The 22,530-nt window shown below is 65.0% G+C and carries 26 protein-coding genes; 13 read left to right on the top strand and 13 right to left on the bottom strand.

What is annotated here, in order from left to right:
- Nucleotides 1-10 precede the first annotated feature (10 nt).
- From QX071_RS22415 to QX071_RS22405, 3 genes are read left to right on the top strand one after another with little or no spacing between them, the layout of a single operon-like run.
- Complete coding sequence (locus QX071_RS22415; RefSeq protein ID WP_315704842.1) at nt 11-1,675, top strand: hypothetical protein; 1,665 nt, start codon at nt 11-13, stop codon at nt 1,673-1,675.
- A 46-nt stretch (nt 1,676-1,721) separates the two neighbouring features.
- Nucleotides 1,722-2,150, top strand: coding sequence for a DUF5413 family protein (locus QX071_RS22410; protein ID WP_315704841.1), 429 nt, complete (start codon nt 1,722-1,724; stop codon nt 2,148-2,150).
- A 48-nt stretch (nt 2,151-2,198) separates the two neighbouring features.
- A complete protein-coding gene (locus tag QX071_RS22405; RefSeq protein ID WP_315704840.1) occupies nt 2,199-2,759 on the top strand; it encodes a DUF4112 domain-containing protein in 561 nt (186 codons plus the stop codon).
- A gap of 85 nt (nt 2,760-2,844) precedes the next feature.
- Here QX071_RS22405 and QX071_RS22400 read toward each other — a convergent pair whose 3' ends face one another.
- From QX071_RS22400 to msrA, 3 genes are all read right to left on the bottom strand, one after another.
- The gene (locus QX071_RS22400; protein WP_315704839.1) at nt 2,845-3,129 is read right to left on the bottom strand and encodes a hypothetical protein; all 285 of its coding nucleotides are present in this window, start codon (nt 3,127-3,129) and stop codon (nt 2,845-2,847) included.
- Nucleotides 3,130-3,526: 397 nt separating this feature from the next.
- Nucleotides 3,527-3,937 (bottom strand): peptide-methionine (R)-S-oxide reductase MsrB, encoded by a 411-nt coding sequence (gene msrB, locus QX071_RS22395; RefSeq protein ID WP_315704838.1) that lies wholly within the window; start codon nt 3,935-3,937, stop codon nt 3,527-3,529.
- Between the two features lie 59 nt (nt 3,938-3,996).
- A complete protein-coding gene (msrA, locus tag QX071_RS22390) occupies nt 3,997-4,731 on the bottom strand; it encodes a peptide-methionine (S)-S-oxide reductase MsrA (protein ID WP_315704837.1) in 735 nt (244 codons plus the stop codon).
- A 759-nt stretch (nt 4,732-5,490) separates the two neighbouring features.
- Here msrA and QX071_RS22385 point away from each other — a divergent pair.
- From QX071_RS22385 to QX071_RS22370, 4 genes are all read left to right on the top strand, one after another.
- Complete coding sequence (locus QX071_RS22385; RefSeq protein WP_315704836.1) at nt 5,491-6,381, top strand: LysR substrate-binding domain-containing protein; 891 nt, start codon at nt 5,491-5,493, stop codon at nt 6,379-6,381.
- Between the two features lie 114 nt (nt 6,382-6,495).
- Nucleotides 6,496-7,140 (top strand): glutathione S-transferase family protein, encoded by a 645-nt coding sequence (locus tag QX071_RS22380; protein WP_315704975.1) that lies wholly within the window; start codon nt 6,496-6,498, stop codon nt 7,138-7,140.
- Between the two features lie 363 nt (nt 7,141-7,503).
- Entirely contained in the window at nt 7,504-7,776 is a 273-nt protein-coding gene (locus QX071_RS22375; protein ID WP_315704835.1) for a hypothetical protein, read from the top strand.
- Nucleotides 7,745-8,098 carry a hypothetical protein gene (locus QX071_RS22370; RefSeq protein ID WP_315704834.1) on the top strand — a complete coding sequence of 118 codons (354 nt, stop codon included), beginning with the start codon at nt 7,745-7,747 and terminating at the stop codon, nt 8,096-8,098. Before QX071_RS22375 ends, QX071_RS22370 begins: the two co-directional genes overlap by 32 nt.
- Before the next feature lie 26 nt (nt 8,099-8,124).
- On the opposite strand, the gene QX071_RS22365 is transcribed toward QX071_RS22370, so the two are convergent.
- From QX071_RS22365 to napE, 6 genes are all read right to left on the bottom strand, one after another.
- Nucleotides 8,125-9,234, bottom strand: a complete 1,110-nt coding sequence (locus QX071_RS22365) for an ATP-dependent RecD-like DNA helicase (RefSeq protein ID WP_315704833.1) — start codon at nt 9,232-9,234, stop codon at nt 8,125-8,127.
- Between the two features lie 299 nt (nt 9,235-9,533).
- Complete coding sequence (locus tag QX071_RS22360) at nt 9,534-10,184, bottom strand: NapC/NirT family cytochrome c (protein WP_315727641.1); 651 nt, start codon at nt 10,182-10,184, stop codon at nt 9,534-9,536.
- Nucleotides 10,181-10,633, bottom strand: a complete 453-nt coding sequence (locus QX071_RS22355) for a nitrate reductase cytochrome c-type subunit (protein ID WP_409977591.1) — start codon at nt 10,631-10,633, stop codon at nt 10,181-10,183. Before QX071_RS22355 ends, QX071_RS22360 begins: the two co-directional genes overlap by 4 nt.
- Before the next feature lie 23 nt (nt 10,634-10,656).
- Nucleotides 10,657-13,161 carry a nitrate reductase catalytic subunit NapA gene (gene napA / locus QX071_RS22350; RefSeq protein ID WP_315727644.1) on the bottom strand — a complete coding sequence of 835 codons (2,505 nt, stop codon included), beginning with the start codon at nt 13,159-13,161 and terminating at the stop codon, nt 10,657-10,659.
- Between the two features lie 15 nt (nt 13,162-13,176).
- On the bottom strand, nt 13,177-13,497 hold the full coding sequence (locus QX071_RS22345) for a chaperone NapD (RefSeq protein WP_315704829.1): 321 nt from the start codon (nt 13,495-13,497) through the stop codon (nt 13,177-13,179).
- A 30-nt stretch (nt 13,498-13,527) separates the two neighbouring features.
- A complete protein-coding gene (gene napE / locus QX071_RS22340; RefSeq protein ID WP_315704828.1) occupies nt 13,528-13,713 on the bottom strand; it encodes a periplasmic nitrate reductase, NapE protein in 186 nt (61 codons plus the stop codon).
- Between the two features lie 382 nt (nt 13,714-14,095).
- On the opposite strand from napE, the gene QX071_RS22335 reads away from it, so the two are divergent.
- The 6 genes from QX071_RS22335 to QX071_RS22310 all read left to right on the top strand — a co-directional run bounded on the left by QX071_RS22335 (nt 14,096) and on the right by QX071_RS22310 (nt 18,752).
- Nucleotides 14,096-15,052, top strand: a complete 957-nt coding sequence (locus tag QX071_RS22335) for an aliphatic sulfonate ABC transporter substrate-binding protein (RefSeq protein WP_315704827.1) — start codon at nt 14,096-14,098, stop codon at nt 15,050-15,052.
- Nucleotides 15,053-15,107: 55 nt separating this feature from the next.
- Entirely contained in the window at nt 15,108-16,274 is a 1,167-nt protein-coding gene (ssuD, locus tag QX071_RS22330; RefSeq protein ID WP_315704826.1) for an FMNH2-dependent alkanesulfonate monooxygenase, read from the top strand.
- Nucleotides 16,271-17,077, top strand: coding sequence for an aliphatic sulfonate ABC transporter permease SsuC (ssuC, locus tag QX071_RS22325; RefSeq protein ID WP_315704825.1), 807 nt, complete (start codon nt 16,271-16,273; stop codon nt 17,075-17,077). Before ssuD ends, ssuC begins: the two co-directional genes overlap by 4 nt.
- 7 nt (nt 17,078-17,084) lie before the next feature.
- A complete protein-coding gene (locus QX071_RS22320; RefSeq protein WP_315704824.1) occupies nt 17,085-17,915 on the top strand; it encodes an ATP-binding cassette domain-containing protein in 831 nt (276 codons plus the stop codon).
- Nucleotides 17,916-17,924: 9 nt separating this feature from the next.
- Nucleotides 17,925-18,497 carry a flavin reductase family protein gene (locus QX071_RS22315; protein ID WP_315704823.1) on the top strand — a complete coding sequence of 191 codons (573 nt, stop codon included), beginning with the start codon at nt 17,925-17,927 and terminating at the stop codon, nt 18,495-18,497.
- A gap of 87 nt (nt 18,498-18,584) precedes the next feature.
- The gene (locus QX071_RS22310; protein WP_315704822.1) at nt 18,585-18,752 is read left to right on the top strand and encodes a hypothetical protein; all 168 of its coding nucleotides are present in this window, start codon (nt 18,585-18,587) and stop codon (nt 18,750-18,752) included.
- Between the two features lie 222 nt (nt 18,753-18,974).
- Here QX071_RS22310 and QX071_RS22305 read toward each other — a convergent pair whose 3' ends face one another.
- Genes QX071_RS22305 through fliG form a run of 4 tightly spaced genes read right to left on the bottom strand, consistent with a single transcriptional unit; the run spans nt 18,975 to nt 22,519 of the window.
- Entirely contained in the window at nt 18,975-20,354 is a 1,380-nt protein-coding gene (locus QX071_RS22305; RefSeq protein WP_315704821.1) for a sigma-54 dependent transcriptional regulator, read from the bottom strand.
- A 60-nt stretch (nt 20,355-20,414) separates the two neighbouring features.
- On the bottom strand, nt 20,415-20,765 hold the full coding sequence (fliN, locus tag QX071_RS22300) for a flagellar motor switch protein FliN (protein WP_315704820.1): 351 nt from the start codon (nt 20,763-20,765) through the stop codon (nt 20,415-20,417).
- A gap of 3 nt (nt 20,766-20,768) precedes the next feature.
- The gene (locus tag QX071_RS22295; protein ID WP_315704819.1) at nt 20,769-21,431 is read right to left on the bottom strand and encodes a FliH/SctL family protein; all 663 of its coding nucleotides are present in this window, start codon (nt 21,429-21,431) and stop codon (nt 20,769-20,771) included.
- Nucleotides 21,431-22,519, bottom strand: a complete 1,089-nt coding sequence (gene fliG / locus QX071_RS22290; protein ID WP_315704818.1) for a flagellar motor switch protein FliG — start codon at nt 22,517-22,519, stop codon at nt 21,431-21,433. Before fliG ends, QX071_RS22295 begins: the two co-directional genes overlap by 1 nt.
- Between the last annotated feature and the right edge of the window lie 11 nt (nt 22,520-22,530).

The raw sequence follows: 22,530 nt of genomic DNA, 5'->3' as shown, positions 1-22,530 counted from the left end.
TTGAGTTGACATGGCCGACTACTACCCGCTGATCGCCCGTGCCATCGCCGGACTGGACCCCAATGCCAGCGGCGAAAGTCGTCGTGCGCTCTATGAGCGGGCACGAGCGGCGCTGATCGCGCAGTTGCGCGGCGTGCAGCCGCCGCTGTCCGAATCGGAAATCACCCGCGAGCGGCTGGCGCTGGAAGAGGCGGTCCGCAAGGTCGAAGCGGAAGCCGCGCAGCGTGCGCGCGATGCAGCGCGGGCGGCGGGCGGCAGCCCCCGGCCGGGCGATGCCCTGCGCCGTGCCGGTGGGCGCAGTGCAGACGCTCCATCCGCCCCCGCGGGGCAGCCGGGAGCGCCACCGCCGGCCGGGTCCGAGCAGGGTGCCAGTGCGCCAGGACCACGGCCGCGGCCGGCCGCTCCTTCTCAAGGGCGCAGCGAGCGGCCGCCGGGCGGTGAGCCTGCGTCCCCCGACCAGACGCGGCTGCCGCGCAATCCACGGCCCGACGCCGGGCAAGCGGCGATGCCGCCTCGGCCGCAGCCGCCACAGGGCCAGCCGCAAGGGGCGATCCCGGAGGCGCGGATGCCGCCCCTGCGCGAGCGTGCCGCGGGACCGCGGCGCGGTCCCGACAACAATAATGGGGACGGGCAGCCGCCGGCCATGCGCGGCTTCCGCGATATCACGGCCGACGTCGACGACCTCGGCAAGGCGACGGCCCAGGCCAACCGGGCCGCGCGCAAGACCTACGCCAACGTGCCGCCGACCGACCTGGACCGGCTGGAGCCGGGGCCCGATGACCATGGGGCGGCGTCCGACGGACCTTATTCCTACGATGAAGCGGTGGAGGAAGCCGAACGCTACGCGTTGCCGGCGCAATCCGGCCGGTCGCGCGCTGGCGCCGAGCGGGACCGCGAGGCCAACAAGAAGCTGGGCGGGCGCGCCACATTCCCGTTCAAGAGCGCGATCGCGGTCGGCGTCGTCCTGATTCTGATCGGCGCGGGCCTGTTGTGGGGCAGGCCGATTGTTTCGGCCGTCGGCAACATGCTCAGGTCGTCGCCCGCCGTCGAGACACCGAAGGACACCACGGCGCCGTTGACCAAACCAAAGATTCCGGATCGGGTCGGTCAGTCGCAGTCCGACCAGATCGCGCCGGTCGCCCAGCGCGTGGTGCTCTACGATGAGGATCCGTCCGATCCCAAGGGCAAGCAGTATATCGGGACGGTGGTCTGGCGCACCGAGCAGATCAAGGGCTCCGGCCAGCAGAAGCCGGACATCGCGGTACGCGGCGACATCGAGATCCCGGATCGCAAGTTCAAGATGACGATGTCGTTCCGGCGCAACATGGATTCGTCGCTGCCGGCCAGCCATACGGTCGAGCTGACCTTCATCCTGCCGCCTGACTTCTCCGGCGGCGGCGTGGGGAACGTGCCGGGCCTGCTGATGAAGTCCAACGAGCAGGCGCGCGGTACGCCCCTCGCAGGCCTCGCGGTCAAGGTCACCGACGGCTTCTTCCTGGTCGGATTGTCCAATGTGGACTCCGACCGCGCCCGCAACACCCAGCTCCTGAAGGAGCGCTCCTGGTTCGACGTGCCGCTGGTCTACACCAACCAGCGCCGCGCGATCATCGCGATCGAGAAGGGTGAGCCTGGCGAGCGCGCCTTCAACGATGCGTTCGCTCAATGGGGTGAGTAAGCGGGCGCCCGGCTGCGATCGACCGGCAGGGCGGAGGGAGTGAGGCATGAAACGCTATCTGATCTTCGTCGCCGTAGGACCTGCGCTCGGCGGATTCTGCCTCCTGCTCGTCACCACCTATCAGTCCGGCTACTGGACCGGCACCAATGCGGCCGAGATCGCAAAGGTGTTCAAGGTCTTCGCGGTTTCGCTGCAATACAGCTACCTGTTCGGCTTCCTGCCTGCGCTCATGATGTGCGCCATCGACGACATCCTCTGCCATGTCAGGCGCATCGGGCCGGTCGTGCGCATGCTGCTGGTCGGCGCGATCGCGTTCCTGCTGGCTGCTTTCAACTATTCGTCGCACGGGGCGGATTCCGGCGTGGCGCAGTTCATCCTGTACGGCCTGGTCGGTTTCATCCCGGCGACGGTCTCGTCCTGGCTGGTGCACAAATTCGTTGAGGAACCGCAGCCGGCTGCCCCTTCGGCCGCCTGAGCGCGACGGCGTGACGCAACTTGTGTTGCGCTCTCGCGTTTCCATCTCATGGGCATGCCACAAGACAACATCACGAGCCGGTCGCGCCGCCCCACCGGACGGACCTCGCATGCGCGCTTCACGGGCGCCGAGGCGCGCGGGCCGGTGATCGACCAGGAGGGGCGCGAAGTCCCGTACGAAATGCCCCATGGGGCGTTTACGGGTTCGTTCCAGAATGCGGGCGGTTACCGTTTCGATTTCCAGACGGCCAATCCATTCGGCAACCTGACCCGCGAGCAGCGGATGATCCGCCTGGAAGCGATCGCGAAGCTGCTCGACGTCGCCTTCGTGCTGCCCGGCACCAATATCCGTTACGGCATCGATGGCATCATCGGCCTGATCCCGGTCGTTGGCGACCTGATCGCGACGGCATTGTCGCTGTGGCTGGTGCGCGAGGCCCGCGCGCTCGGCGCGCCCTGGCATGTCATCACCCGCATGCTCGCCAATGTCGCCGTCGAAGGCGTGGTCGGCATGGTGCCCGTGGCGGGTGACGCATTCGACGTGTTGTTCCGCGCCAATATGCGCAACGCCCGGATCTTGCGGCGCTGGCTGGACACCCAGCCGCGGTAAACCGGCAAAAGCAGCAAAAGAGGCTTCAGAAAAAAACTGCCCCGCACAAGGCGGGGCAGGGTTTAAAGTCGAATGTATCGGAGGCTTACGCCGCATTGGCATCCGGCGTCTTCGGCGCCGCGCGGCGCGGCAGCGGGAACGCCTCGCTCTCGTACAGCGAGCGAATGCCGTTCTGGTCGAAGCGGGCCTCCTCGACCTGCAGATAGGCGCCGTTCAGCGAATCCGCCGGCAGTTCCTCCATGGCAAAACGCACGGCTTCCGCCGCGGTGCCAAACCGCCGATAGGCAAAGCCTGCCCGCTTCTTCTTGCGGATGGCGGCGGGGAACAGTTCGGCCGATGTGTTGAAGTTGAACGGACGCATAGGACGCATGGTCTGAGACCTCTTCTTGTCGGATGGAGCGCTGACGCGAGCTTTCTGTTGCAGCGTGGCGGCTGGCGCCAGCGATTGCGGGTGTCGAGGGCGGTTAAAGCCGCCCAGGCGGCCCGGCCCTGCATGTCAGTTACAGCGCTAATATAAGCCTTTTTGACAAAATTGCGAATCCCCCAGGAGCACATCGTAAATCCAGGAGCGCTCCCCTCGAGCCCGGAAAATAAATGTATTTCAGTAACTTATGTTATTTTCAACCAGTGGGTGAATAATCATTTCCTGATCACCCTCCTGGCGATGTCGTGTGCTGGTTTGATTGCTTTGGCAGGAGCGGGACGGCGCCCGCCTACCTCCGCCGGATGACGGGCCAAGGGCGGACCCCAGCGCCGCCCTCACCAGTTCACCGCGGCTTCAGCTTCAGCGCCGCCGAATTGATGCAATAACGCAGCCCCGTCGGGCCGGGGCCATCCGGAAAAACGTGACCGAGATGGCCGCTGCAGCGCGAGCACAGGACCTCGGTGCGGACCATGCCGTGGCTGGTATCGCTCTCTTCGTCGATATGGCTCTCGGCCGCCGGCCGGGTGAAGCTCGGCCAGCCGCAGCCGGACTCGAACTTCGCATCGGACTCGAACAGGGTCTGGCCGCATCCGGCGCAGACGTAAGTGCCGGCGCGGTGATCATGCTCGTACTCGCCGGTGAAGGGGCGCTCGGTCGCCTTCTCGCGCAGCACCGCATATTGCATCGGTGTCAGCTCCTTGCGCCACTCTGTCTCGCTCTTGACGATCTTCTCGCTCGTCTTGGTGTCGGTCATGTCTCGCTCTCCAGCGGCTTGATCAGCCGCATTCTTGTTATGCCGTCAGTTGGTTCGCCTTAGTTGGTCGCTTTGGCGTCGCTCACCAAGGTCGGCTTTTCCAGGTAGTTCTCGGCGAAGATCTTCTTCAGGTTCTCGATCTTCGGCAGGTCGTTATAGGCAATATAGGGCTGGCTCGGGTGCAGCGTCAGATAGTCCTGATGATAACCTTCCGCCGGATAGAAGCCATCGAGCTTGCCGATCTTGGTCACGATCGGCTTCTTGAACACCTTGGCCTGGTCGAGCTGGGCGATATAGGCCTCCGCCACCTTCTTCTGCGCGTCTGAGGTTACGAAGATCGCCGAGCGATATTGCGTTCCGGTATCCGGCCCCTGCCGGTTGAGCTGGGTCGGATCGTGCACGACCGAGAAGAAGATCTGCAGGATCTTGCCGTAGCTGATCTTCTTCGGGTCGAATTTGATCTCGACGGATTCCGCGTGGCCGGTACTGCCGGTCGAGACGGTGTGGTAGTCGGCGGTCGCCTTGCTGCCGCCGGCGTAGCCCGACACCGCATTCACGACGCCCGCGGTGTGCTGATAGACGCCCTGTACCCCCCAGAAGCAGCCGCCGGCCAGGACGGCCGTCTCCAGCCCGCTGGCGGCCGGCTCATCCTGGGCTGGCGGCGGGATCACCACGGCATCCTCGGCCGCACGCAAAGGCGCGACGGCGAGCAGGGCGGCTCCGGCCAAGACGCCTGTCAAGACGCCGAGGATCGTGGCTTTCGGGAGCAGGCGGTGGAGCGGATTGCGGCGCATGGGGTGTCCTCTCAGTCAGTCTCTGGCTATTCGTCGTCAAGTCCGGACGGGGCGAGGCTGTCCCGCCGGCATCCTCGCAAGATACGCGCATCGTCCGTGCCCGTTACGGCCTCCGGGACACGACTGCGTGATAGGATAAGGGTTGCGACCGGACCGCTCTGGGCCGATGAAAGCCGAAGCTGAAAGCGAACATGACTGCCGACCTCGCGGCGCGTTTTGCGTCCGAGTGATGATGGTTTCGCGTCCCTCTCCGCGAAGAGGGCACAGGGAAGGCCGGATGCTGGCCGCACCCATGGCCCGCCTGCAGAAGAAAATGCAGGCGGCAGTCACCACAGGTACGAGCCGAACAACCGGCCTTCCCTGCACGACGGTCTTACGGCTTATACGTGGTCTCCCCGGTGCGCCGGGCTTTTTGGCCACCGTCACCTGCGCGAGGCGAAACCTCATCGCGAGCTTGATACTAGCGTCGGAGTATCAGGACCACACGATTTCACCGTACGCGCTGATATCGTTCGTCGGCGTGCAACCACGCTGCGATACCCTTGCGTCCGTCGCATCCCAGGCCCGACACTCGTGACGATCGCGAAGCGCCCCTCTTGTGGGCTGAGACGCGGGAGAGTGTGCCGGTGATTTGCCCGACACGGCAAGGCGACACACATGCGGCAGATTGGCACGACGGGCAATTTCTGCATGAGGCTATGTCTCGATCTTGCATGCAGCATCCTCGCACCGGTCGAGATGCTGCTCTAAACTTCCCTCATGCGGCGAATTCCTCTGAAAAACATCGAAGCCTTTGTGGCGGTGGCGCGCGTCGGCAGCCTGGCGCAAGCCGCGCTTCGGTTGAACCTCACGGTGCCTGCATTGAGCCGGCGCATCCAGCTGTTGGAGGCCGAGCTTGACGCACGGCTGTTCGAACGGCAGCCGCGCGGACTCTCGCTGACAGATGCCGGTCGTGACTACTTCGCGGCACTCGATCCGGCCTGGGAGCGGATGGCGCGGGCGACGGAGGCGGTGAGGAGGCGTGGGCAGCGCAAGGGCCTGACCGTCAGCGTGATGCCGACATTCGCCGCAAATTGGCTGATTCCACGTTTGCAGCGTTTTCAGACGCAGCACGATGGGATCGAACTCCAGCTGCACACCTCGCCGGAGATCGAAGACCTGGAGTCCCGTCGGGAGATCGACTGCGCGATCCGGCTCGGGCGGGGACCGTGGCCGGGTCTCGTCTGCGAACCGCTGCTGGCCGTCGACGCAGTGCCGGTGGCCAGCCCGCAGTTTCTCGGCAAGACCGAATGCCACGAGCCGCGCGCGCTGTTGGAGCAGAGGCTGATCGGCACCAGCCATCAGATCGCGTTCTGGCAGGAGTGGTTCGCCGGCGTCGGGGTCAACGCTATCCCGCAACACTGTCTTGCCTTCGACAATCTGCAGGTCGTCTACGAGGCCGCCTCTGCGGGCATGGGCATCGCGCTCGGGCTCGATCCGGTGGTTCGGCCATTCGTTGCGAGCGGCCGGCTGACGCCGTTGTTCACCGAGCCTGTGCGGCTGCCGCGCCAGTTTCATCTGGTGCATCGCGGCGGTCGTGCGGAGCAGGCGCGCGGCTTCGCGCAATTCCGCGACTGGCTGTTTGCGGAGGCCGCGGCCTTCGCGGCATAGATGGGAGGCGTGACGACGCCTTGCATGCCGCTGAAGGCTTGCAGCCGAAAACTGAATGGTCAGGTCCGCCGCGCTCGTTTAGGCTTCCGTCCGCACATGGAGGCGACCGCTGAGATGGCGACCTATCGGCTGCACTATTTCCCGGAATCCGGCAACAGCTACAAGCTGGCGCTCATGCTCACGCTTTGCGGCCAAAGCTTCGAACCGGTGTGGACCGATTTCGGTGGCGGCGTCACCCTCACGCCGGAGTGGCGCGGGAGCGTCAATCCCATGGGCGAGATTCCGGTGCTGGAGGAGGATGGTGTCCGCCTGACCCAGACCGCGCCGATTCTGCTACGGCTCGCCGAGCGCTATGGACAGTTCGGCGCGACCGACGAGCGCGAGCGGTTCGAGATCCTGCGCTGGCTGTTCTGGGACAATCACAAGCTATCGGGCTACATGGCGAGCTACCGCTATCGCCGTGCCTTCACACCGTCGCCGAACGAGGGCGTGCAGAAATTCTTCCGCAAGCGCATCGATGATTTCCTCTCGATTGTCGCGAGCGAAGTGGCGCAGCGGCCGTTCATCATCGGCGAGCGGCCGACGGTGGCCGACATCTCGATGTGCGGCTACCTCATGTTTCCGGTGGAGGAGAGCGGCTACGATCTCGCCGCAAACTTTCCTGATGTTCACGCTTGGCTGCGGCGCATCGCCGCGCTGCCCGGCTGGAAGGCGCCATATGACCTGCTGCCAGGGAAGCGGCTGGCGCGGTACTTCTGACGCTCCCGCGAGAATCATCGTGGAAGCATCGCGAAACGCTGTGAGACCATCGTCAGTCAGCGGTCGCGGAGCCGTGATCGCCAGCCATTAGTTCTTTGTCAGCACGCGTCTGCCGGGGAATAAAACCGTCTTGCGCACCGTCTCGGAAGCGAGAGCAACAAACAACGCGCTTTCGGGAGCGGAGGAGCGCGCATCGAGAACGATAGTTCGTATCATTCGCATGGTCGTGATGCACGGTGATTGGGCGTCTGCCGGCGTGCTTCCTACATCGGCATCACCGACAAGAATTTCCGCTGGAAACGTCTCCGATCAGAGCAGCAGACGAACGCGTTTCTCCGCACGTAAGAGAGACGGAGGACAACCATGACTATTTGGAAGGTATTTGCAGTGACGCTTGCGCTGTCGGCAGTTGCTGGCGCTGCGCCGGCATCGGCCCAGGGCTGGTTCTGGGGCGAGCAGGAGCCGTCTGCATTTCAGGCCATGTACCCCAATCGCGACGTGCTCAATGGCGGGGCGCTGACGCCCGCGGGCCGCATGGGCCTGGAGCGCGCCGGCGGCGCGGCGCCGGTTTATCCGTATGCTACTCCGGTGCCGGGCCGGGTCTATGTGCATCATCAGCGGCCGTATCGCCGCTGATGATGGCGGCCTGATGTTGCAGGAACCGTTGGCGTGCTATGATCTTTTCCAGCAGCTGGAGGTTGAATTCATGACGAGGACCGTTGCGAAGACACTTGCCGCATCGCTGGTGCTGTCCATGGCGGCCATGTCCGCCGGATCGGCACAGTCGTTCTCGGAGCCTGCCGCCTTTCAGGCGATGCACCCCGATCGCGACGTGCTCAATGGCGGCGCGCTGACGCCCGAGGCCCTGATGCGGCGGGCGCACCAGATGGCGCCCTTGGATGCCACGGCCGGGCCGACGCCGGTGGTTCCTCGCAGGCCGTATCGTCGCCGGCATTGACGCGCGCGATGTGGCGATGACGTCGATCACACCACGATCGAGAGCCGCTTCGCGGCGCGGGTGATGCCGGTATAGAGCCAACGGGCGCGGCTCTCGCCGAAAGCAAAGCTCTCGTCGAACAGCACGACGTCGTCCCATTGCGAGCCCTGCGACTTGTGCACGGTCAGCACATAGCCGTAGTCGAACTCATCATAGGGCTTGCGCTGTTCCCAGGGAATGTCCTCGATGCCGCCGGCGAAGCACTCGCCGCGGACCGAGACCTTGGTCACCTTGCGACCGAGATCCTCGTCCGGCGCGAGCCGCATGCCGATGATCTTCGATTTCGAAGCGGTGCGCGATTTCACCCGCCACAGCCCGCCATTGAATAGGCCCTTCTTGCGATTGTTACGCAGGCAGACCAGCTTGTCGCCGGCGACCGGCAATGTGTCCTCGATGTCGAGGCGCTGCCGCACCCGCATGTTGTAGGCGCGGCGGGTGTTGTTGCGCCCGACCAGGACCTGATCGGCGCCCATCACGCGGGTGGGGTCGAGCTCGTGGCGCTCCACCACTTCGCTCTCGCCGTAGCGGCCGACATCGAGCGTGTTGCCTTCGCGGACATCCATCGACATCCGCACGATCGGATCGTCCTGCGCCTGGCGATGCACCTCGGTCAGCATCGCATCCGGCTCCGACTCCGTGAAGAAGCCGCCGCCCTTGATCGGCGGCAACTGCGCGGGATCGCCGAGCACGAGCAGGGGGCAATCGAAGGAGAGCAAGTCGCGGCCGAGATCGGCATCCACCATCGAGCATTCGTCGATGATGATCAGCTTGGCCTTGGAGGCCGGCGCATCGTCCCACAACTCGAAATTCGGCTGCTCCTCGCCGCTCTCCTGCGCCCGGTAGATCAGCGAATGGATGGTGGAGGCGTTGTCGCAGCCCTTGTTGCGCATGACGAGCGCGGCCTTGCCGGTGAAGGCGGCGAACTTGACCTCGCCGTCGACGCCTTCGGCGATGTGACGGGCCAGCGTGGTCTTGCCGGTTCCGGCATAGCCGAACAGGCGAAATACCGGCGGCGTGCCGTTGCGGCCGGGCTTGGCCTTCAGCCAGTCGCCGACGGCTTTCAGTGCGGAATCCTGGTGCGGGGTGAAGGTGGGCATTGCTCAACGGGTGAAGCCGCGGGGGCGACTCGGGACCCGGTGAACCTAAGGGCTGTTTCTGGGAGATCAAGCGGGTTCGGGCAGAGACGATCCTGACGTGTCGAGGTCGGGAGCTGCGCTCTCGCAACGCGGGCGGTGCGCTCCCTCCCCCCTTGCGGAGGAGGGTCGGGGAGGGGGGCTCAGCAAAGACTGCCCGTGTGGACCCCAACCCCCAACCCCTCCCCGCAAGGGGGAGGGGAGACCACCGAGCTCTTGGCTAGGGCTTACGACATATCGACGCGTAAGGACTACACGGTCTTCTACTGCCACCCCGGCACGCCGCGCATGTCGGGCAGGTGGTGCGCGATGCCCTTGTGGCAGTCGATGCAGGTCTTTTCGCCGGTGAACAGGAAACGCTGATGTGCCACCGCCGCGCGCGGCGATTGCTTGGTGATGTCCATCGATTGCGCGCTGTGGCAGTTGCGGCATTCGAGCGAATCATTGGCCTTGAAGCGCGCCCATTCATGGGCGGCGAGTTCGATCCTGCGATCGGTGAACTTCTCGCGGGTGTCGATCGAGCCGAACAGATGGCCCCAGACTTCCTTCGATGCCTGCATCTTGCGTGCGATCTTGTCGGTCCAATTGTGCGGCACGTGGCAATCCGGGCAGCTCGCGCGCACGCCGGAGCGGTTCGAGAAGTGGATCGTCGATTTCAGCTCGGCGAACACGTTGTCGCGCATCTCGTGGCAGCCGGTGCAGAATTTCTCGGTGTTGGTCAGCTCCAACGCGGTGTTGAAGCCGCCCCAGAAAACGACGCCGGCGACGAAGCCGGCGAGCACCAGCGCGCCGAGCGCGAACACCGAGCTCGGCTTGAGCAGCACATCGATCAGGTCGAGGACGAAGGTCCAGGCGCGCTCGAGCAATCCGCGGCGCTTGGCCGGCGCGCCGCCTTCGGTTTCGCGGGTACTCATCGGCGGCCACCGGGACGTTCGCGGCTCAGCATCGTGTCGATATCAACGAAGTCGTTGCTGACCGGCGGCGTCGCAACGCTCTGCGGCACGTGGCATTCGGTGCAGAAGAAGCGGCGCGGCGACACCGAGGCCAGGAACTGGCCGTCGCGGTCCATGAAATGCGTCACCGAAATCATCGGCGCCTGCGACTCCGCGGTACGGGCGCGGGCATGACAGGACAGGCATTTGTTGCCCTGCATGTCGACCTGATAGCCTTCGATCGAATGCGGGATCACCGGTGGCTGCTCCGGATAGTTGCGCACCTCCTTCTCGGCGGTGTTCTTCATCGCCGTCATCGGCGGCGCCGGGCCTTCCTCGTTGAGCGGCGCCGGCCCGCGCAGAGAGGACGACACGCTTTGCGCCAGCAGCGCGCTTGATCCGGCCGCGAGGGTCGCGGCGAGCAGCATCATCGTGAGTTTCTTGAACATGGCGCTTACACCCGCTCGATGCGCACGGCGCATTTCTTGAAATCGGCCTGCAGCGAGATCGGATCGGTGGCGTCGAGCGTCACCTTGTTGATCAGCTTGGATTCGTCGAACCAGGGCACGAAGACGAGCCCGCGCGGTGGCTTGTCGCGGCCGCGCGTCTCGATCCGGGCGCGGATGAAGCCGCGGCGGGACGCCACCTTCACCTCGTCGCCGCGCCGCAGGTTCGCGTCCTGCGCATCGTCAGGGTGCATGAAGCAGACCGCTTCGGGGAAAGCCTTGTAGAGCTCGGGCACCCGGCGCGTCATGGTGCCGGAATGCCAGTGCTCGATGACGCGGCCGGTCGAGAGCCAGAACGGATAATCCTTGTCGGGCGATTCCGCCGGCGGCTCGTAGGGAAGGGCGAAGATGCGGGCCTTGCCGTCGGGAAAGCCATAGAACTGAATGCCCGCGCCTTGCTTCACGTAAGGATCGCTGCCCTCGCGGAAGCGCCAGCGCGTCTCCTGGCCGTTGACCACCGGCCAGCGCAGGCCGCGCTCGCGGTGATAGGATTCGAACGGCGCGAGGTCATGGCCGTGGCCGCGGCCGAACGAGGCATATTCTTCGAACAGCCCCTTCTGGACGTAGAAGCCGAACGCCCTGGATTCGTCGTTGGCGTAGCCGGCCTCGATCTCACTGACCGGAAACTGGTCGACTTGGCCGTTGCGATAGAGCACGTCGAACAGCGTCTTGCCGCGAACCTCCGGCATCTTGACGATCAGCTCCTCCGGCCAGACCTCCTCGACCTTGAAGCGCTTGGAGAACTCCATCAGCTGCCAGAGGTCGGAGCGCGCCTCGCCGGGCGCTGTCACGAGCTGATGCCAGAATTGGGTGCGCCGCTCGGCATTGCCGTAAGCGCCTTCCTTCTCCACCCACATGGCGGTCGGCAGAACGAGATCGGCGGCGAGCGCGGTCACCGACGGATAGGCATCCGAGACCACGATGAAGTTGTCGGCGTTCCGGAAGCCGGGATAGGTCTCCTGGTTGGCGTTGGGGCCGGCCTGCAAATTGTTGTTGACCTGAACCCAATAGGCATTGAGCAGGCCGTCCTTCAGCATGCGGCTCTGCTGAACGGCGTGATAGCCGGGCTTGTCGGGAATGGTGCCTTCCGGCAGCTTCCAGATGTGCTCGGCCTTGGCGCGATGCTCCTTGTTGGTCACCACCATGTCGGCCGGCAGGCGATGCGAGAAGGTGCCGACCTCGCGCGCGGTGCCGCAGGCCGAGGGCTGGCCGGTGAGCGAGAACGGGCTGTTGCCGGCTTCTGCGATCTTTCCGGTCAACAGGTGGATGTTGTAGACGAGGTTGTTGCACCAGACGCCGCGGGTGTGCTGGTTGAAGCCCATGGTCCAGAACGAGACCACCTTGGTCTTCGGATCGGCATAGAGCTCTGCCAACGCCTCGAGCCGGTTGAGCGGCACGCCGGACATCTCGGCGGCCTTCTCCAGCGTGTAGTCCGAGACGAATTTCACGTACTCATCGAAGCTGATGTCGGTCGCGTCATTGGCCTTGGTGCGCCCGGTCGCCTTCTGCTCCAGCGGATGCTCCGGCCGCAGCCCGTAGCCGATGTCGGTCTGGCCGCGCCTAAACACGGTATGTGCGGAGACGAACTCCTTGTTGACGCGGCCGGTCTTGATGATGTGGTTGGCGATGGCGTTGAGGATGTAGAGATCGGTCTGCGGCTTGAACACCATGCCGATGTCGGCGAGATCGAAGGAGCGGTGCTCGAAGGTCGAGAGCACGGCGACCCGGACATGCGGCGCCGACAGCCTGCGGTCGGTCACCCGTGTCCACAGGATCGGATGCATCTCCGCCATGTTGGAGCCCCACAGCACGAAGGCGTCGGTGGCCTCGATATCGTCATAGCAGCCGGCCGGCTCGTCGATGCCGAAGGTGCGCATCATGCCAGCGACCGCGGAGGCCATGCAGTGGCGCGCATTGGGATCGATATTGTTGGAGCGGAAGCCGGCCTTGAACAGTTTCGAAGCGGCATAGCCCTCCCAGATCGTCCACTGGCCCGAGCCGAACATGCCGACGCCGGAAGGGCCGCGCTTTTTCAGCGCATCCTTGAACTTCACGGCCATGATGTCGAACGCTTCGTCCCACGACACCGGCGTGAACTCGCCGTTCTTGTCGTATCTGCCGTTGGTCTTACGCAGCATCGGCTGCGTCAGCCGGTCGTGGCCATACATGATCTTGGACAGGAAATAGCCCTTGACGCAGTTCAGCCCGCGGTTGACCTCGGCCTTGATGTCGCCGTGGGTGGCGACCACGCGATTGTCCTTGGTCGCGACCATCACGCTGCAGCCGGTGCCGCAGAAGCGGCAGGCCGCCTTGTCCCATTTCAGCGCGCTGGCTTCGCGCTCGGTGATGAGGTTTGCCGCCAGGCTCGACCTCGGCATGCCGGCTGCGGCCGCGGCAATCGCGGCGGCCTCGAGCTTCAGCATCTGGCGGCGATCGATCTTCATGTCGGTCATTGTGGTCTCTTGTGATTAGCCGGCGTCGATGGCGTGGAAGACGAGGCAGGCGGAATGGACATGGGGGAGCGAGGCGATCGTGTTCATGGTCGAACCGAGCGCGCCGGCGTTGGGGGCATCGACGACGACGATCAGCTTGCCCCTGATGTCGCGGCCGTGGATTTCGCAGCCAGGGAGCGCGAGGATGCCGGCTTCGACCGTGGTGAGCTGATCGGGACGGGCCTGCACGATGATCGAGGCGATCTCGCCTGAGGGCGGCGCGATCACGCGCTCGGTGGTCAGTGCGCGGCCGGTGATGAGCGCGCGGCGATTAATGGAAGATTGGAGGCGGGACACGGGGGAATCCTGATGGTCGAGGAGAGCGGTTCAGTGCGAGGCAGGCGGTCCCGGCGGCCCGGCGAGCATCTGGTAGCACCACACCGCAAGCCCATAGGAGCCGACGCTCGCCACTGCGAGCGCGGGCATCAGCACAGCCGTTAGAAACAGGAAGGCGAAAATTTCCATGCGTCTGCGACGCGCATGCGCGTTCGCATCGCTGCCCACGGGCGACATGAGAGAATTCTCTTCTGAGGAGGGGGGATTGGCGGCATCCGGGCCGCGGCCTGTTTGTACGCTAATCAACGGCCGTGTTGCCGACGTTGACCTGGATCAATCGACACAGGACCGCATCGAAGGTTGCGCAGAGATGAGGACGGAGGCGATGCAGCCGATCGCCAATACGGTTGATGAACCGTGAAGGACCGTGAGTGCGCGTTCGGCCGCTAGAAATTCTCCCTGCATCGGCTTTGCTTGTTGAAACAAACATCGCGCCGGGAGCCTGCCGACAGGACTGATATCGCTATTTTTTCCGGGTGCTCGACAGCCATTTCGGCAATCCCCATCATCTTTCGCATCGCATCAACGCGGATGCGGGTGTGGGGATCTGGAGATGGCAATGAAACGGCGGGACTTCTTGAAACTATCGCTCGGCGCGGCGGCGATCGCAGCCTTGGCTGCGCCGGCCTTCGCCGAGGACAGGCCGAAGGAGATCCGCATCGGCACGCAGAAGGGCGGCTTCTTCCCGGCCGTGAAGGCGCGCCATACGCTGGAGGACGCATTCAAGGCCGATGGCATCGACATCGTCTGGGTGGATTTCCAATTCGGTCCGCCGTTGCTGGAGGCCATCAACGTCGGCAGCGTGGATTTCGGCTATGTCGGCGACGCGCCGCCGATCTTCGCGCAGGCCGCGGGCGCCAAGGTCCGTTATGCCGCGGCTGTCAAGCAGAATGGCAGCAGCCAGGCCATCATCGTCCCGAAGGATTCGCCGATCAGGACGCTCGCGGACCTGAAGGGCAAGCGCGTCGCTTTCGGCAGGGGCTCCAGCGCGCATAATCTTCTGGTTGCCGCGTTGGAGAAAGCCGGCCTGTCCTGGAGCGACATCATTCCGGCGCCGCTTGCGCCGGCCGATGCGACGGCAGCTTTCGTCAAAGGCTCGGTCGATGCCTGGTCGATCTGGGATCCCTATCTCGCGCTGGCCGAACTGAAGGAGAATGCGCGGGCCATCGTCTTCGACAAGGACGTGCACAAGCCGAATTCGTTCTACATCGTCGGCAGCGACTTCGTGGAGAAGTATCCGGGCCTGGTCGCCAAGCTGAACGCGGCCTTCGCCGCCGAAGGCGTATGGGCAAACAGCCATCACGAGGAGGTCGCAAAAGCGCAGGCCGAGGCGACCGGCGTCGATCTCGCCGCGGTGAGGCGCTTCGTCGATCGCTCGATCTACAGCGTCGTTCCGCTCGATGACGACATCATCAAGAGCCAGCAGGCGGTCGCCGATCGCTTCGCGCGGGTCGGTCTCATTCCAAAGCCCGTCAACGTCGCCGACATCGTCTGGAAGTGGACGCCGTCCACCTGAACCCGCGACATCAGCGGCAGCCATGCCGCAGCCACATCAACGATGAGAGCAACGTATGAGTAACGTTTCCAACGCCAATATTCTCTGGTTCCTGCCCACCCACGGCGATGGCCGCTATCTCGGCACGTCGGAAGGCGGGCGTGAGGTCAATTTCAACTATTTGCGCCAGATCGCACAAGCCGCCGATCAGCTCGGCTATTATGGCGTGCTGATCCCGACAGGGCGCAGCTGCGAGGATTCTTGGATCGTGGCCTCGGCGGTGGCGCCGTTCACCGAGCGGCTGCGCTACTTGGTCGCGGTGCGCCCCGGCCTGCAATCGCCGAGCGTGGCGGCGCGCATGACCGCGACGCTGGACCGCGTCACCAACGGGCGGCTGCTCGTCAACGTCGTCACCGGCGGCGACCCGATCGAGAACAAGGGCGACGGCATCTATCTCAGCCATGCCGAGCGCTATGAGGTGACGCGCGAATTCCTCACCGTCTACAACGATCTGCTCGAAGGCAAGGCGGTGAATTTCTCCGGCAAGCACATCCGGATCGAGGATGGCCGGCTGCTGTTTGCGCCGGTGCAGGCGCCGCGGCCGCCCTTGTTCTTCGGCGGTTCGTCGGATGCCGGGATCGACGTCGCGGTCGATACCGTCGACAAATATCTCACTTGGGGCGAGCCGCCGGCCCAGGTCGCCGAGAAGATCGCGAAGGTGCGGGCCGTTGCCGATGCGCGCGGCCGCAAATTGTCGTTCGGCATTCGCTTGCACGTGATCGTGCGCGAGACCAATGCCGAAGCCTGGGCCGCGGCCGACGACCTGATCAGATACGTCACCGATGATACGATCGCGTCCGCGCAGAAGATCTTCGCGCGGATGGATTCGGTCGGACAGCAGCGGATGCTGCAGCTGCATGGCGGCCGCCGCGACAAGCTCGAGATCAGCCCGAATCTGTGGGCCGGCGTCGGCCTCGTGCGCGGCGGCGCCGGCACCGCGCTGGTCGGCGATCCCGACACGGTCGCTGCGCGCATCCGCGAGTATCAAGATCTCGGCATCGACACTTTCATCCTGTCCGGCTACCCTCATCTGGAAGAAGCCTATCGTTTCGCCGAACTGGTGTTTCCGCGGCTTGCCTTGGATCGGCCAAGCAATATCTCCAGGCTGCGGGCGAACACCGGCCCGTTCGGCGAGACCATCGCCAACGAGCAGTTGCCGCTGCGGAGGGCCTCGCAATCATGAGCCTGATCGACAGTCTTCCCCGGGCGCGCAAGCTTACTCTGCCGCGCGCCGACGGGTTGATCCCCTGGCTCGTGCCGCTCGCCATCATCCTGATCTGGCAAGCCGCCTGCGTCGCCGGCCTGGTGCCGGTGCGGGTGTTGCCGGCCCCGAGCGATGTGGCCCGCGCCGGCTGGAAGCTGCTCCTTTCCGGCGAGCTGGCGCAGAACATCTGGGTCAGTTTCTGGCGTGCCAGCATCGGCTTCGTGATCGGCGGCGGCATCGGCTTCGCCTTCGGCCTCGCCAACGGATTGTCGCAGCTCTCGGCCAAGCTCACCGACACCACCTTGCAGATGGTGCGCAACGTGCCGCATCTGGCGCTGATTCCGCTGGTGATCTTGTGGTTCGGCATCGACGAGAGCGCCAAGCTGTTCCTGGTCGCGCTCGGCGTGTTCTTTCCGGTCTATCTGAACACGCTGCACGGCATCCGCACCGTCGATCCGCAGCTGATCGAGATGGGCCGCGTCTATGGCATGAGCGACGGCGAATTGTTCCGCCGGGTGATCTTCCCGGGCGCGCTGCCGTCGATCTTCGTCGGTCTGCGCTTCGCGCTCGGCATCATGTGGCTGACCTTGATCGTCGCCGAGACCATCGCCGCATCGTCCGGGCTCGGCTACATGGCGATGCAGGCACGCGAGTTCATGCAGATCGACGTCGTCGTGTTGTCGATCCTGATCTACGCCCTGCTGGGCAAGCTCGCCGACAGCGCCGCGCGCGTGCTGGAGCGGCTGACGCTGGCCTGGCATCCGGCATTCAGCAAAGCTTGAGGTTTCCATGCAGCAACTTCTTCGCGTTCCGCTCTCCGGCACCGAGGCGATCGATCAGTCGGACTTCCTGCCGCAGGCGGAAGCCTTGCGGGACACGGCGGATGTGCGCGGCCTGCCGCTCACCATCCGCGACCTGCGCAAATCCTTCGGCGACCATGAGGTGCTGCGCGGCATCGACCTGCACATTCCCGCAGGCCAGTTCGTCGCCATCGTCGGCCGTTCGGGCTGCGGCAAGAGCACGCTGTTGCGTTTGATCGCAGGGCTCGACAAGCCGACGGCCGGCGCGATCAGCTTCGGTGCGGCCGCGCGGCCGGAGGACGTCCGGGTGATGTTCCAGGAGCCGCGTCTGCTGCCGTGGGCGCGGGTGCTGTCCAATGTCGAGGTCGGCCTGGGGCGCGACCGCAAGGCGCAAGGCGCACGCCAGCGCGCCGAGCATGCGCTGGCCGAGGTCGGACTGGCCGACAAGCGCGATCAATGGCCGTCCATCCTGTCCGGCGGCCAGAAGCAGCGCGTGGCCTTGGCGCGCGCGCTGGTCAGCGGACCGCGGCTGCTGGCCTTCGACGAGCCGCTCGGTGCGCTCGATGCCTTGACCCGGATCGCGATGCAGCGGCTGCTCGAGCGGGTCTGGGCGGATCAGGCGTTCACGGCTATTCTCGTGACCCACGATGTCTCCGAGGCGGTCGCCCTGGCGGATCGGGTGCTGGTGATCGAAGATGGCCGCATTGCGGAGGACATTAAGGTCGGATTTGCGCGGCCGCGCGAACGCGGCTCCGCGGAGCTCGCGGCACTCGAAGGCGCTATCCTGCGCGAGCTGCTCGGGCCGGGCTTGACGGAATAGGGGTACCTCATGAACTCGATCGTACGCATCAAGCCCGAGGCGGATGCGGATTTCCGTGCCGCGATGCGCCACCTCGTCGGCGGCGTCAGCGTCATCACGGTCGGGCGCGGCAGCGAAATCACCGGCATGACGGTGACGTCGGTGTCCTCGCTTGCGGTCGATCCGCCGTCCCTGATCGTCAGCGTCAACCGTGGCGCTTCGTCCTGGCCGCTGTTGCAGAGCGAGCGCGCCTTCGGAGTCAACATCCTGGCGGCCGATCAGCTCGAGATCGCCGAGCGCTTCGCCGGCAAGGGCGGCTTCAAGGGAGCCGAGCGTTTCGCCGGTGCCGACTGGCGCCGGCGGGTGACGGGCGTGCCGCTGCTGGTTGGCGCTCTGGCGGCGATCGACTGCGAAGTCGAGGACCTGATCGAGCGGCACTCGCATGCGATCGTGATCGGCCGGGTCGTGCATCTCGATGTCGCCCCGCCGGCCGCCGCGCTGGCCTATTGGCAGGGCGGCTATGTCGCGATCGATCGCGACGAGGACATGGCGCGCCTTGCCGCGCTCAGCGTGCCCAATCCGCCGTCGCGGCTGAAGGGCTAAGCTGCACGGGAACTCCCCCATCGCATCGGGGTGGCATTCGCCGCGAAGACGACTTAGAACCGCTTCATTCTCCTATCGGCGGAGCCAATGAAGCGTATCGGCAAGCGTATCGGCACTTGGGTCCTGTATGTCGTCGGCACGGCCGCGATCCTTTATCTCGCGCTGTACGCCTATGCCGTCTTCACCAGACGCGAGTTCACGCCCGGCGACCCCATCCACATCTTCCGCAGTCCGGACGCGCCGAGCTATTCGTGAATGGCTGCGCCGTCATGATTATCGTCATGGCGCGGAGCGTCAGTTCCGAAGCAATCCAGACTTTTCCGTGCTTGCGGATCGCGTCGCGGCGCCTGTCATCCGGCCGCGCTTTGCGCGGACCGGGAGGCTCGCAATGAACGGCAGGGCTGAAGCAGTCTGATCGCGGAAAGATGCCCCGATTGGGGGCATCGTTTCGCGATGTCTGGAATGGCGTCGTCGAATTTAGCCGATCGTGGTCGGCATCCGCGCCTCGCCCGCGCCCGGCGGCGGGATCGGGATGCCGCCATCGGCATATTCGTTGAGCTTGTTGCGCAGCGTCCGGATCGAGATGCCGAGGATGTTCGCGGCGTGGGTGCGGTTGCCGAGGCAGTGCTTCAAGGTCTCCAGGATCAGGTCGCGCTCGACATCGGCTACGGTGCGGCCGACCAGCGCCCGCGTCACCTGTTCGGCGGCCATGGTGGCGTGCGCCACCGCGGGCTGGGTCTTGACGATATCGAGACGGCTGCCATCGGGGGTCAGGATCGCCTCGGGCCCGATCTCGTCGCCAACCGCCATCAGCACCGCGCGATGCATGGTGTTTTCGAGCTCGCGCACGTTGCCCGGCCAACGATTGCTGCTCAGCACGCGCTTGGCCTCGGCCGAAATGGGGCGAAGCGGCACGCCATTGGCGTCGGAATATTTGCGGGCGAAGTGATGGGCGAGTTCGAGGATGTCGGCCGGCCGCTCGCGCAGCGGCGGGATTTTCAGGTTCACGACATTGAGTCGGAACAGCAGGTCCTCGCGGAAGGTGCCCTCGCGCACGGCGTCGGCAAGGTTGCGGTTCGAGGTCGCGATGATCCGGATGTCGACCGGGACCGGCCGCGTGCCGCCGACGCGGTCGATCACGCGTTCCTGGATGGCGCGGAGCAGCTTCGACTGCAGCCGCACGTCCATCTCGGAGATTTCGTCGAGCAGCAGCGTGCCGCCGGAGGCTTCCTCGAACTTGCCGATCCGGCGCGCGATCGCGCCGGTGAAGGCGCCCTTCTCATGGCCGAACAGTTCGGACTCCAGGAGATGCTCGGGGATCGCCGCGCAGTTGATGGAGATGAAGGGACGTTTGGCGCGGGCGGAGCGGCTGTGGACATAGCGTGCCAGCACTTCCTTGCCGGTCCCCGACTCGCCGGTGATCATCACCGAGGCATCCGAGCCCGCGATCTGCTGGGCCAGCCTGATCACCCTGGCCATCGCGTCGTCGCGATAGACGAGGTCGCGGGAATCGTTGGCGACCGCAGCCAGCACCGCTGCGATCAGCTCCGGGTCCGGCGGCAGCGGGATATATTCCTTGGCGCCGGCATGGATCGCGGCGACCGCGGCGCGGGCGTCGCTGGTGATGCCGCAGGCGACGATCGGCACATGGATGTGCTCGGCATCGAGCCGCATCACGAGGTCGCGGATATCGAGGCCGACGTCGACCAGCAACAGGTCCGCGCCCTTGCCGCCGCGCAGGACGCGCATCGCCTGCTCGTTGTCCTCGGCGTGGGTGACGGTCGCGCCATTGTCCATGGCGATCTTGGTGGCGGCGGTCAGCTGGCCCTTCAGCGTTCCGACGATGAGAAGCCGCATGTCGATCTCCTATTTGTCATTCCGCGCAGCACTGCAGCAGGCGCGCAGGGATCATCCATCTCAGTTGCGATCGGATTTGATGATTTCTGTCATCGTCACGCCGAGCTTGTCTTCCACCAGCACCACCTCGCCGCGTGCCACGAGACGGTTGTTGACGTAGATGTCGATAGCCTCGCCGACCTTGCGGTCGAGTTCGAGCACGGTGCCCGGCCCGAGCTTCAATAGCTCGCCGACGTCCATCTTGGAGCGGCCGAGCACGGCCGAGACCTGCACCGGCACGTCGAACACGGCTTCGAGGTCTGCGGCAACGCGGGCCGCCTGTTCATCCTCGGTATAGGTGACGTCGCCGAGCGGCGGCGCGTCGGCGCCATTCAGATCGGGAAGCGGGACCTGAGAATCGGTGTCGCTCATGACTTAAACTCCCTTGGCCGCAGCGGTGGCCTGATTCCTGGACGCGATATCCTGATTCCTGGACGCGATATAACGTCCGACGAGTTCGTTGATCTTGGCGTCGATCGCCGCGCGCTCCAGCACCACGCCGCCATCGGCCCATTCGATGCGGCAGTCGCCGGTCACGATCTCCGGCTCGGCCAGGATCACGAGGCGGCCCTCGAAGCCGCTCTGTTTGGCGAGCTTCTCGATCCGTTCGCGCGCGGCTTCGTAGAGCTGCTCATTGATGCGAACGACGAGATGCGGCGTCGCGACCAGATGCGCGAAGCAGTCGGTGATCAGTGCGGTGATCTCGCCGAGCGGTTCGGCGGCAACCAGCGCGCTGCACAGTTTGCGGGCGACCGCGATGGCAACATCGACTGCCTCGGTCTCCATCCGTCCCTCGACGCTGGAGAAACGCGCGGCGATGCCCTGCAGATGGATATTGATCTGTTCCAAAGCCGCGGCCATGCGCCGGTCGGCCTCCACCTTCGCTTCGCGCTGCGCGGCCTCGTAGCCGTTGCGATAGGCGATGGCCTCGGCCGCCGCGACCTTCTGGGCGATCTCCGCCGCGGTCGCCGCCCGTTCCCGGCTCTTGTCGGGGGCGGAGAAATCCGTATCGAACAGGAATTTCGCGGGCTGGGCCATCAGTACACCAGTTCGTCGTCGGCGCGATTCTTGGTGAGCATGATCTCACCCTTGGCGGCGAGGTCCTTGGCGAGATTGACCAGCAGCGCTTGCGCCTCGTCGACGTCGCGCAGGCGCACCGGTCCCATCGCGGCCATGTCGTCCTGCAGCATCTTGGCGGCGCGCGAGGACATGTTGCTGAAGAAGAAGTTGCGAACCTCCTCGTTGGCGCTCTTCAGCGCAATCCCGAGCTTCTCCTTGTCGACGTTGCGCATCAAGGTCTGCGCCGAGGCGGAATCGAGCTTGATCAGGTCGTCGAAGGTGAACATCAGCGCCTTGATGCGCTCGGCGGATTCCCGGTTTTCTTCTTCCAGCGAGGTGATGAAGCGGGTCTCGGTCTGGCGGTCGAAATTGTTGAAGATCTCCGCCATCACCTCGTGGGCATCGCGCCGGCGGGTCTGCGACAGGTTCGACATGAATTCGGTGCGCAGGGTCTGTTCGACGCGCTCGATCACTTCCTTCTGCACCGCTTCCATCCGCAGCATGCGGCCGATCACGTCCAGCGCCATGTCCTCGGGCAGAATGGCGAGCACGCGCGCGGCATGCTCCGGCTTCAGCTTCGACAGCACCACCGCAATCGTCTGCGGATATTCGTTCTTCAGGTAGTTGGCGAGCACCTCTTCCTGGACGTTGGAGAGCTTCTCCCACATGTTGCGGCCGGCGGGACCGCGGATTTCGTCCATGATGCCGTTGACGCGCTCCGCCGGCAGATATTGCTGCAGCAGCCGCTCGGTGGCGTCGAAATTGCCCATCAGCGCGCCGGAAGCCGACATCCGGGAGACGAATTCCAGCATCAGGTCTTCGACCACGTCGGCCTCGACCGTGCCGAGCGTCGACATGGCGAGCGACAGCTCGCGCACCTCGTCGTCATCGAGCTGCTGCCAGATCTTGCCGCCATATTGTTCGCCGAGCGCCAGCATCATGACGGCCGCACGCTTCGGTCCGCTCAGAGGCTGGCTCTTCGGACGCTGGGCCTGGCGGCTCGCGAGCGTCGCGATGACGGTTGAGATGTCGTTCGTGTTTGCGTTCTGCGTCTGCGGGAGCGACATGGCAATCTATG

Origin of the sequence: Bradyrhizobium sp. SZCCHNS1022 (assembly GCF_032484835.1) — a bacterium.
GTDB lineage: Bacteria > Pseudomonadota > Alphaproteobacteria > Rhizobiales > Xanthobacteraceae > Bradyrhizobium.
This window is presented reverse-complemented; position numbering and strand designations above follow the sequence as displayed.